Raw genomic sequence first — 14,337 nt, forward strand, 5'->3', positions numbered from 1 at the left:
GGGCGGCGTCTGGGGTGGTGGCCGTCAGTCCGAATGGAGAAACGGCTCAAGCAGGCTTCACCCGCGTTCGCCACTCTCTTTAGGCCTGCTGAGGCAGTTCGCTTCCCGCCCAAAGAGCAATCAAAGGCATGCCATCGATACACGCGATGTCGAGACGTTCATCGACTTCAACCGGTTTGCCGCTCCAGATACTTCGATAATGCCTGTTTGACAGTTCTCCCGGCAATCTGACGGAGCAGGTGCCTTTTTTACAGAATGAGTTCGCGAACGGTCCGCGGCCGACTTTTTCAAGCACCAGCCGGGGCGCTACAATAATGATCACGTTGGTGTTGTCAGCGCGAGCAAAGGCGACATATTCGTCACGATTATCACCGGTTGTCTGCAGCGGGATATATTGCCCGGCTCTGAAAAGTCCGGGCGCCCGCTGTCTTAGCGTGAGTAATGTGCGGGTTACGAACTGCTTGACCAGGCCGCTGTTCCAGTTCTGCTCGTCACTGAAATCAATGCGCTGACCGGGCAGTAGCGCGTGCTGGAGCGCTTCAAAGTCGGGCTGACGGCGGTTATCCGGATCAACCAGGCTGAAGTCGAGACTTTCGCATCCCTGATAGATGTCGGGAATTCCAGGCGCGGTCAGCTTGATCGCGACCTGCGTCAATGAATTGACGAGACCCGCCCGGACAAAGGGTGTAACTGTTGCCACGAAATCCCTCAGGAAAGACTGGTTATCGACGGACAGCAGATTTTTCGAATAGGACAAGACAGCGTCCTCGTAGGGCTTGTTGACTTGGCCCCAGTTGGTCCGCAGCTTTGCTTCTCTCAGGGCTTTTTCCACATAACCGGAAAACCGCTCGTGAAGTCCCTGAAGCCCAACTTTGTCCTCTGGCTGCAAATCCGCAGGCCATACGCCGACGAGTGCCTGATACAACATCCATTCTACGGCCGGTTCAGGGGCAGGCCCGTCTGGCAGGAACCGGACGTGGTCCTGATTGATTACCTGCCATCTTTGAACGGCGCTTTTCCAGGTCTCGGGTGCCTCAAGAAGGGAATATAGTCTGGCTCGGGCATCCTCGCCGCGTTTCGTGTCATGGGTTGATGTACCAGAAAGGCCATCCGGCTGCCGCACAAGGCGCCTTTGCATGTCGGCATGAAAGCGGTGTCGCGAATAGGGTCTGGCTAGAGGCTCGCCGCCCACCTCATTGAGGGCAAGAATGGCGTTGCGCCGGTAAAACAATGTGTCTTCAACCGCCTTGGCCATCAGGGGGCCGGTCAACTGCTGGAAGCGTCTGCGGAATTCCGACGCGTCCGGGTCAGGGGGCGTGCCAACCTTTGTCAAAAGGATCTGCTCGATGAATGTCAAAGCATCTGATTTCGGCGCGTTTGGCATGGATCTGGCACGGGCCAGTACGAGGTCGAGTATTTCCTGGTCCTGATACGCAAAGCCCTGATCGGTGCCGTATGTCCGGTACACCGGAAAGTGGAGAAGAACGGCCCTTATCGCATCCTTAAGGGTGTCCGACGAAAACCCGCGGGACTGACGGATACTTATGTTCTGAGCGAGATCGCAAAGAGTGCCTGTCTCGCCCTCGAAGTTGACGTCAATCATTTGTGATCGAGCCAGTTCGAGCTCATTCGTCGCATCCGATACATGTCCTGCAACCTCATCATAGGATGAGTACATCAAGTCAGCTTTATCAGGAGGCACAAAGACATTGGAAATGGCTTCGATGAACTCGTAGCCGGTCGTGCCGGATACGGGCCAAGTCTGCGGGATCTGCTCACCGGTTGCGAGAATTTTCTCGATAGTGATGTAGCAGTCCGGCCCCGCTTTCTTCCGAAGTCGTTCAAGATAACCCGACGGATCCGATAGGCCATCGACATGATCTACGCGCAAGCCATCTACGGCGCCATTTTCCACAAGCTCCAGGATCAGCCGATGCGTTGTCGCAAAGACAGCTTCGTCCTCAACCCGCATTCCGATCAAACCGGTTACCTCAAAAAATCGCCGATATGACAGGTTGCTGGACGCATCGCGCCATGACGTCAATCGATACGGCTGTTGCTCATGCAGTTGACGCAGCCGGTTCTTGTCGGGAGAGGTAACGATGTCGTCGCCTGTATAGGATGAAGGATTGAGAGGGTAAAACGTACCGAGATATTCTATCGAGGGCTGTGCCGTCTCAGGATGCAGTTTGACATTAAGGTCACCACTTTCGAGGACTTTTTCAAACGTATCAGACAGAAACGGAAGCGTGATCGGCCGGGACCAGTCAACATCGAAAAATCGGGCATATGTGCTTTCCCGACCAAATTCGACCACGTCACGCCACCACTCGTTTTCCATGGACGCAGCCATGTGATTGGGAACGATGTCCAGGATCAGTCCGATATCGTGCTTTCTGAGCACGTCGATCAGACCGTCAAATCCCTTGCGTCCCCCCAGAGACGGATCAATTTCGTTCGGATCGATGATGTCGTAGCCGTGGGTGGAGCCCGGTACAGCCGTGAAGACGGGAGAAGCGTACAGATGGCTGATACCCAGTTGCTTTAAATACGGAACAAGGCAGCTTGCTCGCGCGAAGGTCATGCCATTGCGAAACTGGAGGCGATAGGTTGCTGTTGGAACCGTTGCTGTCATGGATGCTCTATCCTCCAGAGAATACCCCATGGCGGCAGCTGCTCATTTGCAACGCCACCGAGGGAAAAAATCGTTTCTGCCTTATCGCTCCTTGTGACGAACGCGCCGGGAGCTGGTGAAAGGTTTGCCATCAAACGGAGCTTCGCTTCACGCGGCAGCTTCCATTCAACGACCACCGTTGTGCCCTCCTGATGCGTTGTTCCAACTCCCTTGATGCCTTGATCGAGAAGAGGAACGATCCACTGTCGCCGGGTCATCAACAAGGACTGATAAAATGCAAGCCACTGGACAGCAGGGTCAGATCCAAGGGCTGCCCAATCCAGTTTTCCCGAGAGAAATGTCGACAACGCTGTCGGATCTGGGATGTCCTCGCCCTCGAAGCCGGGAAGACGTGAAAGCTCCTTGCGACGACCCTCGCGAACGATATCGTTCAAGTCTTCGTTGAGATCGCAAAAGAACGGAAAAGGGGTGGAGGCTCCCCATTCTTCTCCCATGAATAACATCGGTATCTGTGGTAGAAGAAGATATATCGCCGTGATGGCTTTGAGAGCCTGCGGATCGGTGTAGGTGATCATCCGATCGCCAAAGGCGCGGTTTCCGATCTGATCATGGTTCTGGATGAACGAGACAAATGCGCTCGGTGGTAGGTCGGCAGTTGTCTTGCCGCGCGCCTCGCCCCGATAGGGCATGATCTCTCCCTGGAACACAAACCCTTCCGCGAGCGCTCGGCCAAGACCATTTTGACCAGCAGCGTAGTCCCCGTAATATCCGAATGTTTCATGAGTGGCCGCGACGTGAAGTGCATGGTGTAGGTCGTCGTTCCACTGAGCGGTGTAGTGGAGAACATGGCCGTCATGGTCGCGCTCCAGCAACGCGCTGTCGTTGTTTTCGTTTTCAACGATGAGATGCACATGCCGATCGGTCACTGCTTCACGAACACGTCTTGCGATTTCCACCAGAAGGTGCTCTTGCGAGTCGTCGATTATCGCGTGAACCGCGTCCAGTCTCAGGCCGTCGACATTGTACTCTCTGATCCAGTATAACGCGTTTTCAACGATGAACTTCCTGACCATGCCACTGCCGGCGCCGTCGTAATTGAGGCCATTTCCCCACGTCGTTTCGTGACGCTTCGAGAACAGCGGCGCATAAAGTGGAATGTAATTCCCGTCAGATCCGAAGTGATTGTAAACGACATCGAGGAAAACACAGATGCCGCGCTCATGGGCGGCATCAACCAGCGCCATGAGATCCTGCGGCCGTCCGTAACTGCTGTCGGGGGCGTAGGGTAAAACGCCGTCGTATCCCCAGTTGTAACCGCCAGGAAAATCAGCGATGGGCATGATCTGGAGAGCGGTCACGCCAATATGCTTGAGGTGATCAAGCCGTTCGATCACCCCTTTGAACGTTCCTTCTTTTGTGTAGGTCCCAACATGAAGCTCATAGAGAACCATCTCTTCCCACCGACGACCGGTCCACTTCTGTCGCTTCCATGCATAGGCGCTAAGATCAACGACTTCGCTTGGTCCATGAACGTCGTTCGGCTGGTGGCGTGAAGCGGGGTCGGGTACAGCGATCCCGTCGGGCAATATAAACTGGTAGAGGGTGCCGGGCCCCGTACCTTCGACGACAGCTGTAAACCAGCCGTCATCAGCACGGCGCATTTCGTACAAGTGGCGATTGTCGAGCTTTAAACCTATTCTGTCATGAAATGGAGCCCATAGCTGAAATGTAGTATTGTCTTTGCCAATGATGGGACCGAAGCAGGGGGACATGTTGCCTTACTGAGAGGGAATGAATTTACCACTCGCTTAACCCGCATCTGCTCGAACGGTTTCACACACAATAAAAAAGTACGTCACCGTACGATACCGGCCCGGGCCGGAACTTCGGCGTAAACGGATTACCGCTTCAGCGCGGTGAAAGTCGTTTTGCCCGCTGTCCGGAACGTCTGGGCAGTTCTCGTAACGCCTTGATAGTCGCGAAGCTTATTTCTGGTTAAGGCCTGGATGGCAGGCTCATCGATGCGTACAAGCGCTAACTCTGACGCTTTGACCTGCGAGCGGTCTCAACTTGCCGTCAGCGTTGCAAACGGATGGAAACTGGGACGACTTATCAGTACCGGATAATCGATCTGCTAATTTTCTCCTATCGGTCGGTGTTTGCGTTGTGGATTTAACATTAAACGTGCGAACGGCGTTGTCCGCTTAATTTGAGGAACGCCGAGTTTTGTACACGCATGGCCGCGACACTCACTGGGGAATGTTGGCCTCCTCGTTCATAGTCGGCCGATCGTCGGCTATGTGATTGCGCCCAGACCGCGCAACGGGATCGCCATAAAGGCGACGTCACGGAACCAACTAGCGCCAAGCAGGTTTAGTAATCTGAATGATTAGCGAGCATGATAATGCCCAGGTATTTCTTCCATGTCAGAGATTGCGACGGGCTATCCCTCGATGAGGAAGGTGTGGAACTTGCCAGTGATGACCGGGCGCGAGCTGAGGCCATGCAGGCCGCCAGAGAAATGCTCGCCGAGAAAATCCTGAAAGGTGAGATCGTCGATGGCGCGAGGTTCGAGGTGATACGCATAGATGGTGTGGTAATTGCGACAATACCCGTGCGATCAGCCCTGCGTCTGGACTGAGGGAAGGCGCCGACTGCGACATGGATGACGGACGCCAGTTACGCTGTTGCAATAAATTGGCTTTGGACCACTCACACGCATCTCACCGCTGCATGCAGTCGCTCGCGGTGTCCACATGATGGTCCCGGGTGTTGGTCAAATTGATTTTTTATCCAAACAGGAGAAATATCGTGACAGACGAAAGCACCATTACAATCCGGGTACGGTTCAGAACACGTGAGGCGGCAGATCTGGCGGTCGAGCATCTGGTACAGCAGGTGGGAATTTCGCGCCCAGATATATTTATCCAGTCGGCATCCGATCAGAATACAAATGGAACAAGTTCCTCACGCGGCGACGTCAATCGGCTCGACGCGCCGCACGAGGGCGAGATAGAGGTTTCGGCCGACATCGCGGCGAGCCAGATTCCGGCAGTACAGCAGAGCTTCGGTAATGCTGGTGCAATACACGTCACTGGCAAGTGAAGACAGCGACGGGCTCGGCCGGTGCTAACAAGTCCTGTGGCGCTGATGTATTCCTGCTCAAGCGACGTAACGATGCGAACCTGGCAGAACGTCGGCTTCTTCGGCAGCTGTCAAAAAGAGCTCGCGAGCTTCTTCCGGTGTCGCTCTTCCATCAAGGGCGGCGCGACATCTGCTGCGCGCCATGGCGTAGGCTGGACCACTGATAGTAGGCCATTCGTCCAAAAGTAAAATTAAAGCCGCAAAGGGGCCGTGGACGGTCTGCCTTCCGCTATGGGGCATGTTGACTTGGACCGGGGTATTCCAGGAAAGGGCAGGCATATTATCCTCCATTGCTGCTGCCGCTACCAACACCGCCTCGCCAGGAAAGTTCCTCGTCCTTTGTTATTCCGGCGCAAGTGTACGCTGGCTTACATAGTGACGCCTAACACTCCAGATCCATCGCCGGACAGGACTTGTGCGGCTCAGCGCTATAAGATGGTCCAACTTAAAACGTGACACGCTATAGACGGTAGTGTTGCGATCTGGAAACAAGGTCGTCTTGCACGATAACAGGAGGCTCCCAGCAGTCGAATTTCGTGCGGTTCGGCCAAAGTTTCAGGTGAATTCATATCTTCGGTAAAGACAGATTTCATGGCTTGAAATTCAGAACATAAAAAACCATCTGATCGCCGTTTTCTGCAACATGGAGATTACCAATGACCACTGGACAGGACGCTCTGCCCGAAAAACATTCATTTGAAGCCGATGTCAGTCGCCTTCTTCATATGATGGTCCATTCTGTCTATTCGGACAGGGATGTCTTTTTGCGCGAACTGATTTCGAATGCCGCAGACGCCTGCGAAAAGCTACGCTATGAATCAATATTGCAGCCGCAGCTCAATCCTGAGGGCACGCAGCCAGAAATCCTCGTTAAACTCGATGAAAAAGCTTCCACGGTCATTGTCGAGGACAACGGCATTGGCATGAGCCACGACGAAATGATCGATGCCCTCGGTACGATTGCCCGCTCGGGGACCAAAGCCTTCATGGAAAAGCTCGAAGCCGCCAAAACCGGGGACAAGGCGCAACTGATCGGTCAGTTTGGGGTCGGTTTTTATTCCTCCTTCATGGTTGCCGAGAGGGTCGATGTCATTTCTCGTCGCGCCGGTGATGCCGCAGCCTGGAAGTGGTCGTCCGACGGCAAGGGCAGTTACGACATGGTTGCCGTTGATCTTGATGAGGCGCCTGAGAGAGGCACTCGAGTCATCCTGCACCTACTGGAGGATGCGAAGAAGTATACAGGCAAGTGGCTTGTGGAGAAAATCATTCGTGACCAGTCCGGCCATGTACCTATTCCCGTCCGCCTGATTGAAAAGGATGGTGCTGAACCGACGCAGGTCTCAGATGGTGTGGCGCTCTGGACCCGTTCCAGGAGCGATATTGCCAAACAGGATTATGACGATTTCTATCGTGGGATCTCCGGGGACTATGATGCACCTTTGACAACAGTCCATTTCCACGCCGAGGGCCGCCACGAATATACCACTCTGGCGTTCGTCCCGGGAGCTCAGCCGTTTGACCTGTTCGACCCGGAGCGTAAGGGGCGAATGAAACTCTACGTGAAGCGCGTCTTTATCACGGACGATGCCGAAGTGCTGCCAAGATACCTCAGGTTCGTGCGCGGTATTGTGGATACGTCTGACCTGCCTCTCAATATTTCGCGCGAGACAATCCAGGAAAGTCCGGTCCTGTCGGCAATCCGCAAAGGGGTTACCAACCGGGTCATTGCCGCCTTGGAGAAACTGGCTGAAAACGAGAGCGACACCTTCGCAAAATTCTGGGACCTCTTCGGACCGATTTTAAAGGAGGGGATTTACGAAGACTGGGAACGTCGTGAGCAACTGCTCAAGCTGGCGCGATTCCAAACAACAGCCGTCGACGACGCCACACGCACAATCGGTGACTACGTAGCGGACATGAAGGAAGGGCAGTCATCAATCTATTATATCAACGGGTCCAGTGTCGACCAACTGAGGTCTTCGCCACATCTGGAGGGCTTTCGTGCCAAAGGAATTGAAGTGCTGTTGCTGTCGGACCCGGTTGACAGTTTCTGGCCAGGCAACATATCCGAGTTCGAGGGCAAACCTCTCAAGTCTGTCACCCAGGGTCTGGCCGATCTAGACGAAGTTTCTGGCGTGGATGGCACCGGCGATCCAAAACACGAAGCGCCTGCGAATGTTGCTGCCTTTATCGATCTCGCTCGCAGCGTTCTTGTTGACGAGCTCGCCGACGTGCGGGTATCCGGCCGTTTGACCGAAAGCGCCGTGTGTCTCGTGGCATCTGAGCATGGCCCAGACAGGCAGCTTGAAAAAATCCTTCAAGGGGCACGGCGACTTCAAACCGCGTCAAAGCCGATCCTTGAAATCAATGCGCAAAACGAAGTGGTTCAGCGTATTGCCGGCGTCGAAGACCGGGTATTTCTTGAGGATGCCGCGTGGCTGCTGCTCGATCAGGCCCGCATTCTCGACGGGGACAAACCCTCCGACCCGCGCGCCTTTGCACAGCGTCAGGCTAGACTGTTTTCTTTGGCGACAGGGTTAAACCAGTAAGCTTTATCCACCCCCCGGCCATCATGGCCGGGGTCTTACCGGGCGCACACCCGCCCTGTATGGGTGTAGAGGAGATGACGGAACAGCCGACCTTTGGAAAATCTTCCACGAGCGCATTGCCCAAATGGCGCACGGAACGTGGCGGAAGGTCGAAGACCTACCGCTCTATGTAGGGACATGATGCCGGGTGGTCAGGTAACGACGCCGATCTGCCATGGAACAAATTCGTCCTGGCCATAGCCGAAAGCTTCACTTTTAGACGGCTTTCCCGATGCGCAGTCGATGATCATCTGGAAGATCGTCTTACCCAGCTCGTCAATCGTGGCGTCGCCGTCAATGATCGAGCCGCAGTTGATGTCCATATCCTCTTCTTGTCGTTTCCACGTGGCGGTATTGGTCGAAAGCTTGAGGGACGGGGAGGGCATGCAACCGAATGCAGAGCCGCGACCAGTGGTAAAGCAGATCAGGTTAGCCCCCGAAGCGACCTGTCCGGTAGCAGAGATCGGATCAAAGCCGGGCGAATCCATGAACACGAGACCTTTGGTCGTAATCGGTTGGGCATATTCATAGACACCGTTCAGCGGCGTGGTGCCGCCCTTGGCCACGGCACCCAGTGATTTTTCCAGAATGGTCGTGAGGCCGCCCGCCTTGTTGCCGGCGGAAGGATTGTTGTTCATTTCAGCGCCGTTGCGGGCGCAATATTCCTTCCACCACTCCAGACGGCGGACAAGTTTTTCGCCCACGATCTGACTGGAGGCGCGACGCGTCAAAAGGTGTTCTGCGCCATAGACTTCCGGCGTTTCGGAAAGGATGGCGGTGCCGCCGTTCCGGACTAATATATCGACGGCTGCACCTAGCGCCGGATTTGCTGTAATGCCCGAATACCCGTCAGAGCCGCCACACTGCAGACCGACAGTAAGATGCGAAACTGGCAGCGGTTCACGCTGAACCTCGTTGACAGTGGGAAGGATCGAGCGAATCTTCTCGATACCATGCTGAATGGTTTTGGCGGTCCCGCCGAGCGCCTGAATGGTGAACGCCTGCAGGGTTTCTTTTTCAGAAAGCTCCCGCTCGTCCATGATTGTGGATATCTGGTTCGCCTCGCAGCCAAGCCCGACGATCACGACCGCTCCGAAATTCGGATGGACAGCGTAACCGGAAATCGTCCGGCGCACCATCGCCATGCCTTCGCTTGCGACATCGACGCCGCAACCGATGCCGTGCGTGAGAGCCACGACGCCATCAACATTTGGAAAATCTGCCAACGCCGACGGATTGATATCGCGACGGAAGTGATCGGCGATGACACGCGCCACGCGTGCTGAACAGTTCACGCTGGTCAAAATGCCAATATAGTTGCGCGTGGCTACGCGTCCGTCCGGGCGCTTGATACCCATGAAGGTCACAGGTTTTGTTTCGTGTTTCACGGGATGGAAATCCTGGCCGATCGCAAAGTCGTGTTCGACCTCCATCATTTCAAGATTATGGACATGAATATGGGCGCCAGCGGGTATATCCGCACTGGCAGCGCCGATGATCTGATTGTATTTCCGGACCGGAGAGCCCGCTTTAATATCGCGCACCGCGATCTTGTGACCTGCGGGCACATCGGTAAGGACAGTGATTCCGTGTTCCGGCAACGCTGTGTCGGCGCAGACCGCCTTGGCGGCGATGACGACGTCGTCTTCAGGTCGGAGGCGGATGATTGTTGGTGCAGACATCTCGATTTCCAGTGCCTTTGCGAAATGGGGGCCGGCCTCCGCCAGGAGACCGGCAGGCTTCATAGTCAGTTGATGTTGGTCATGTCTTCTGGCAGGTCGACATTGTGGTAGGTCTTGTAGATCTCACGCAGCTTGCCGTTCGCCAGATTGTCAGCCACCCACTTGTCAAGATAGGCTTTGAAGGCATCCTGGTTCTTGCGGAGGCCGATGCCGAGCGGGAAGGTTTTAAGTGTGAGCTGAGGTTCGACCTGCTTCGACGGGTTGGCGGCGTTGACCGGCGCCAGCAGGGACGGTGCGACCACGTAAACCGACTGCTGGCCGGAAACGACGGCGTTGGTTGCCGTGGCATTATCGTCATAGCGGACAATGGTCACGTCCTTCAGACCTTCGTCGGTGACTGCCTTGGTGATGATCTGGTCGTTGGTCGAGCCACGGGTTACAGCGACTTCCTTGCCTTCAATATCCTTCAATGAGGTGACTTTCAGACCACCCGTCGTGGACACAGCAGCCTGAATGACGGCGTAAGGAGCGGAGAAGTCGACCGTCTTTTTGCGCTCGTCTGTGATCGAAAAGCTGGCGATGACCGCATTGACCTTGTTCGTCATCAGGTAGGGGATGCGGTTTGCGGGTGAAACGGAAACGACCTTAAGTTCAACCCCGAGATCCTTGGCCAGGAGTTCGGCGGCCGCAACGTCCGAGCCTACCTGCTTCATCTGTCCATCGACCATGCCAAACGGGGCCTGGCCCAGGTCAATCCCAATGGTGATCGACTTGTTCTCTTTGATCTTGGCAAGGTCGTCGGCCTTTACGGCGTATGCGCCGGTTCCCAAGGCAATCGTCGCTAGAAAGGTGGTAAGACATGCTGTCAGTTTCATACTCATTTCCTCCGTTGAGTTTTTGGAAAGTGTTGCGGTGCCCCTTCACAGGCCGTTGCCGACGAATTGGGCGAGCTCACGCGTCTGGGGTGCAGACAGCATTGAGCCTGGTCCGCTTTCGTGAATTTTGCCCTCGTGCATGAAAATCACGTTGTTGGCGACGCCGCGGGCGAAAGCCATCTCGTGAGTGACGAGCACCATGGTCATGCCTTCACGGGCAAGGTTTTCCATGACGCGCAGGACTTCGCCGGTCAGTTCCGGATCAAGCGCTGAGGTGACTTCATCGAACAGCATGACCTTTGGACGCATGGCAAGCGAGCGGGCGATCGCCACGCGCTGTTGCTGGCCCCCGGAGAGCTGCTCAGGGTAATTGTCGAATTTCTCAAGGAGGCCCACGCGGTCGAGCACTTCCCTGGCCGTTTCTTTCGCGTGGGACCGCGACGCCTTTTTCACCCAGCGAGGCGCCAGCATGATGTTCTGACCGACCGTCAGGTGCGGGAAAAGGTTGTAGCTCTGAAAGACGATGCCAACGTCGAGATGCAGTTTATGCAGTAACTTGCTGTCGAGCTTGGTGCCGAGTGTGTGCGAACAGATTTCGATCTCGCCGCCATTGATGGTTTCGAGCCCGTTTATGCAGCGCAGGGCAGTGCTTTTCCCCGAACCGCTTCGTCCGATAAGTGCGACCACCGATCCCTGGGCGACCTCGAATGAGATGCCTTTGAGCACCTGCAGGGCTCCAAAGGATTTGGAAACGTTCGTGAGTTTAACGATTGGAGACATTGAGGCGATCCTCCAGCTTGCGGCTCCACCATGCGAGCGGGAAGCACATCAGGAAATAAAGGGCGGCGACGAGCACGAAGACCTGAAAGGGCTGGAACGTCGAGTTGTTGATTAGCTTGCTCGTATAGGTCAGGTCGGCGACACCGATCACCGAAGCAAGCGACGTGTTCTTCACGATCTGCACCATGAAGCCTACTGTGGGGGGCGTTGAGAGGCGAAGCGCCTGGGGTACGATGACGAGCCAGAACCGCTGAAGGGAACTGAGCGCCAGACATTCGGCAGCTTCCCACTGGGTCTTGGGGACTGACAAGATGCCACCGCGCCAGATCTCCCCGAAATAGGCACTGGCGTAGACTGCAATTGCCAGCGAAGCCGCCGCGAAAGGCGCGATGTCAATTCCCAGGAGCGACAGGCCGAAATAAGCCAGCAGCATTTGGATCAGCAGTGGCGTACCTTGGACGATTTGCACGTAAAGGAATGACAGGTAACGCAGCATGCGGTTTTGGGACACGCGTGAAACGGCGATCAGCAGCCCCAGAATACCGCCTGCCGCAAAGGCGACCAGAGACAGGCCCAAGGTCCAGGTTGCGCCGACCAGCAGCGCTTGAATTTGAAAACTTGTAAGCATGGCGGGGCCTCAGAGCGGGGTGCCAAGTCGGCGCAAGCGAGGGAAGGCCAACCGGCCGAGCAGCCAGAAAAAGATGCGCACGGTTGCGGCCAGGAGAATGTAGAGAATTGCCACCACCAGATAGATCTCGAAGGAGCGGAAGGTGATGGAGTCTATCCGTGTTGCGATTGAGGTCAGTTCTTCTGCGGAAATCTGCGAAACGACGCTTGTCGTCAACATGATAAGGATGAACTGACTGGTCAGTGCGGGATAAACGCGCTCGGTTGCTGGCGGCAGAACGATCATTGCCAGAGTCTGCAGCCTCGACAAGCCAAGACAGTTCGCAGCTTCAAGCTGACCCTTGCGGATCGATTCGATGCCTGCCCGCATGATCTCGCAAGTGTAGGCACTTATGTTGATGACGATTGCGAGGATCGCGCAAAAATCAGCGCCGAGCTTCAAGCCGAGTGATGCCAGCCCGAAGTAGATCAGGAACATCTGGATGAGAAGTGGCGTGTTGCGGATCACTTCCACATAGATCGCACAGAGGCGGCGAAGCCAACTGCTTTGAGAGCTCCGCCCAACAGCAAAGAGGGTGCCGACTGCGAAACCGAGCGCGATCGTGATCACCGACATCTTTATTGTCAGCCAGAGGCCGCGAAGAAGTTCGGGCCAGTATTCAGCGAGAAAGCTGAAGTCAAATTGATAGTCCATGGTGCAGGCGCTCCTCCCTTTTGAGCGTCCAATGGGGCTGCCGTGCAAGTGCAGTTCGGGCAGTGGGCAAGCTCCTAGCATCATTTTCATTTATGTTCAATATGTAAGATGCAATCCCATAATATGGGATATAATGCGATTATCATGTTGTTGCAGGAAATAAAATCGTGTTATATCCCAACATGAGAGAACCTATTTCATAGTATGGATATTAAATGAACGATCAGGCAGGTCAGGGCACTCAATCTTTATCTCGGGCATTTGCTACGCTGAATGCTGTCGCGGCCGGAAAGAGCGACCTGGCATCAATTGGCAAGGAAACCGGTACAACGCGCAGCACAACCCATCGACTGGTCGCATTCCTCCAGCGGGAGGGCTTTATTCGCCACGTCGAGGGACGAGGATATCTGCTTGGCACCCGTTTGATTGAACTGGGAGCCACGGCACTGACGCAAATGCCACTGACTTTCGTCGCGCGGCCTATTTTGGAAAAACTATCCGATGAGACCAGCGATACGATCCACCTGAGCGTACGCGATGGGGACCACGTTATATATGTCGACAAGATACCTGGCCGACGTGGGCTGGAAATGCGCTCGCGGGTGGGGCTTCGCAAACCGATAGCTGTTACCGGTACCGGAAAGGCCCAGATGCTCGATCTTGGCGAAAGCGAATGGGCAAGGCTCTATTCTCTGGCGCAGGCAGAGGTCTTCGGAGATGATCGTCCCCCACCGGGTTTCCTGACCTGGAGCGACTATTTGGCTTCAATGCGTGATTTTTGCCTATCAGGTTACACTTTGGAGATCGAAGAAAACGAAACAGGGATAGGTTGTGTGGCTGCGCCCATTCGCGACGCGCAAGGAAAGATCATCGCTGGTTTGAGTGTGGCGAGCACTCCACCCAATATATCCAGAGCCAGGCTAATCGAGCTTGCGCCGATCGTTCAAGAGAGCGCTGCGGCAATATCCCGCGGTATGGGATACGCCATATGATTAAACTCCCCGTGCGGAGATTTTCCGGCCTTGGAAATGCTGACATTCATGACCAGGGCATTGGAGTTCATGCTTGAGTGAACCAAACTGGGATTGTCATATGGCTTCACGTACCATGGTTCTCGTTGTCATTTGATGTGATCTGAGCGTTCGAAACGCCCAAGGTGGGTGCGTGCCCAGATCGATCAGCAGATTTTTTTTCGCCGATAGTCCCAAGAGCCCAAACCCAGTCGTCTACCCCATGAGCGGATTGTGTAACCGCGTCCAAAGCCATGCCGGAAATCGCGATTTTTCCGGTTTGGTACGGCAACTACGTGTTG

At 55.1% G+C, this 14,337-nt stretch carries 12 protein-coding genes; 4 read left to right on the forward strand and 8 right to left on the reverse strand.

What is annotated here, in order from left to right:
• Positions 1 to 79 precede the first annotated feature (79 nt).
• Together treY and treZ are read right to left on the reverse strand one after the other, a co-directional pair.
• Complete coding sequence (gene treY / locus IB237_RS17915) at positions 80 to 2,635, reverse strand: malto-oligosyltrehalose synthase (RefSeq protein ID WP_192490059.1); 2,556 nt, start codon at positions 2,633 to 2,635, stop codon at positions 80 to 82.
• A complete protein-coding gene (gene treZ, locus IB237_RS17920; RefSeq protein ID WP_192490060.1) occupies positions 2,632 to 4,407 on the reverse strand; it encodes a malto-oligosyltrehalose trehalohydrolase in 1,776 nt (591 codons plus the stop codon). Before treZ ends, treY begins: the two co-directional genes overlap by 4 nt.
• A 632-nt stretch (positions 4,408 to 5,039) precedes the next feature.
• Between treZ and IB237_RS17925 the strand changes: the two genes are divergently transcribed.
• Together IB237_RS17925 and IB237_RS17930 are read left to right on the forward strand one after the other, a co-directional pair.
• Positions 5,040 to 5,276, forward strand: coding sequence for a hypothetical protein (locus IB237_RS17925; protein WP_192490312.1), 237 nt, complete (start codon positions 5,040 to 5,042; stop codon positions 5,274 to 5,276).
• Positions 5,277 to 5,446: 170 nt separating this feature from the next.
• The gene (locus tag IB237_RS17930; RefSeq protein WP_192490061.1) at positions 5,447 to 5,740 is read left to right on the forward strand and encodes a hypothetical protein; all 294 of its coding nucleotides are present in this window, start codon (positions 5,447 to 5,449) and stop codon (positions 5,738 to 5,740) included.
• A gap of 57 nt (positions 5,741 to 5,797) precedes the next feature.
• Here IB237_RS17930 and IB237_RS17935 read toward each other — a convergent pair whose 3' ends face one another.
• Positions 5,798 to 6,070, reverse strand: coding sequence for a DUF982 domain-containing protein (locus IB237_RS17935; protein ID WP_371815350.1), 273 nt, complete (start codon positions 6,068 to 6,070; stop codon positions 5,798 to 5,800).
• Between the two features lie 365 nt (positions 6,071 to 6,435).
• On the opposite strand from IB237_RS17935, the gene htpG reads away from it, so the two are divergent.
• Positions 6,436 to 8,328 (forward strand): molecular chaperone HtpG, encoded by a 1,893-nt coding sequence (gene htpG, locus IB237_RS17940; protein WP_192490063.1) that lies wholly within the window; start codon positions 6,436 to 6,438, stop codon positions 8,326 to 8,328.
• A gap of 191 nt (positions 8,329 to 8,519) precedes the next feature.
• On the opposite strand, the gene IB237_RS17945 is transcribed toward htpG, so the two are convergent.
• The 5 genes from IB237_RS17945 to IB237_RS17965 all read right to left on the reverse strand — a co-directional run bounded on the left by IB237_RS17945 (position 8,520) and on the right by IB237_RS17965 (position 13,025).
• Complete coding sequence (locus tag IB237_RS17945; protein ID WP_192490064.1) at positions 8,520 to 10,049, reverse strand: UxaA family hydrolase; 1,530 nt, start codon at positions 10,047 to 10,049, stop codon at positions 8,520 to 8,522.
• Between the two features lie 65 nt (positions 10,050 to 10,114).
• A complete protein-coding gene (locus IB237_RS17950; RefSeq protein WP_192490065.1) occupies positions 10,115 to 10,924 on the reverse strand; it encodes a transporter substrate-binding domain-containing protein in 810 nt (269 codons plus the stop codon).
• Positions 10,925 to 10,969: 45 nt separating this feature from the next.
• Positions 10,970 to 11,704, reverse strand: coding sequence for an amino acid ABC transporter ATP-binding protein (locus IB237_RS17955; RefSeq protein ID WP_210324014.1), 735 nt, complete (start codon positions 11,702 to 11,704; stop codon positions 10,970 to 10,972).
• Entirely contained in the window at positions 11,688 to 12,332 is a 645-nt protein-coding gene (locus tag IB237_RS17960; RefSeq protein WP_192490066.1) for an amino acid ABC transporter permease, read from the reverse strand. The genes IB237_RS17955 and IB237_RS17960 overlap by 17 nt, the downstream gene beginning before the upstream one ends.
• Positions 12,333 to 12,341: 9 nt before the next feature.
• Entirely contained in the window at positions 12,342 to 13,025 is a 684-nt protein-coding gene (locus IB237_RS17965) for an amino acid ABC transporter permease (protein ID WP_192490067.1), read from the reverse strand.
• A 215-nt stretch (positions 13,026 to 13,240) separates the two neighbouring features.
• On the opposite strand from IB237_RS17965, the gene IB237_RS17970 reads away from it, so the two are divergent.
• Positions 13,241 to 14,017 carry an IclR family transcriptional regulator gene (locus IB237_RS17970; RefSeq protein WP_192490068.1) on the forward strand — a complete coding sequence of 259 codons (777 nt, stop codon included), beginning with the start codon at positions 13,241 to 13,243 and terminating at the stop codon, positions 14,015 to 14,017.
• The last annotated feature ends 320 nt before the right edge of the window (positions 14,018 to 14,337 follow it).

The sequence above is a fragment of the Agrobacterium sp. AGB01 genome, assembly GCF_014851585.1.
Taxonomy (GTDB): Bacteria; Pseudomonadota; Alphaproteobacteria; order Rhizobiales; family Rhizobiaceae; genus Agrobacterium.

Coding starts and splice junctions, on each gene's coding strand:
- treY (WP_192490059.1), bottom strand. CDS start 2,635: ATGACAGCAACGGTTCCAACAGCAACCTATCGCCTCCAGTTTCGCAAT.
- treZ (WP_192490060.1), bottom strand. CDS start 4,407: ATGTCCCCCTGCTTCGGTCCCATCATTGGCAAAGACAATACTACATTT.
- IB237_RS17925 (WP_192490312.1), top strand. CDS start 5,040: ATGCCCAGGTATTTCTTCCATGTCAGAGATTGCGACGGGCTATCCCTC.
- IB237_RS17935 (WP_371815350.1), bottom strand. CDS start 6,070: ATGGAGGATAATATGCCTGCCCTTTCCTGGAATACCCCGGTCCAAGTC.
- htpG (WP_192490063.1), top strand. CDS start 6,436: ATGACCACTGGACAGGACGCTCTGCCCGAAAAACATTCATTTGAAGCC.
- IB237_RS17945 (WP_192490064.1), bottom strand. CDS start 10,049: ATGTCTGCACCAACAATCATCCGCCTCCGACCTGAAGACGACGTCGTC.
- IB237_RS17950 (WP_192490065.1), bottom strand. CDS start 10,924: ATGAAACTGACAGCATGTCTTACCACCTTTCTAGCGACGATTGCCTTG.
- IB237_RS17955 (WP_210324014.1), bottom strand. CDS start 11,704: ATGTCTCCAATCGTTAAACTCACGAACGTTTCCAAATCCTTTGGAGCC.
- IB237_RS17960 (WP_192490066.1), bottom strand. CDS start 12,332: ATGCTTACAAGTTTTCAAATTCAAGCGCTGCTGGTCGGCGCAACCTGG.
- IB237_RS17965 (WP_192490067.1), bottom strand. CDS start 13,025: ATGGACTATCAATTTGACTTCAGCTTTCTCGCTGAATACTGGCCCGAA.
- IB237_RS17970 (WP_192490068.1), top strand. CDS start 13,241: ATGAACGATCAGGCAGGTCAGGGCACTCAATCTTTATCTCGGGCATTT.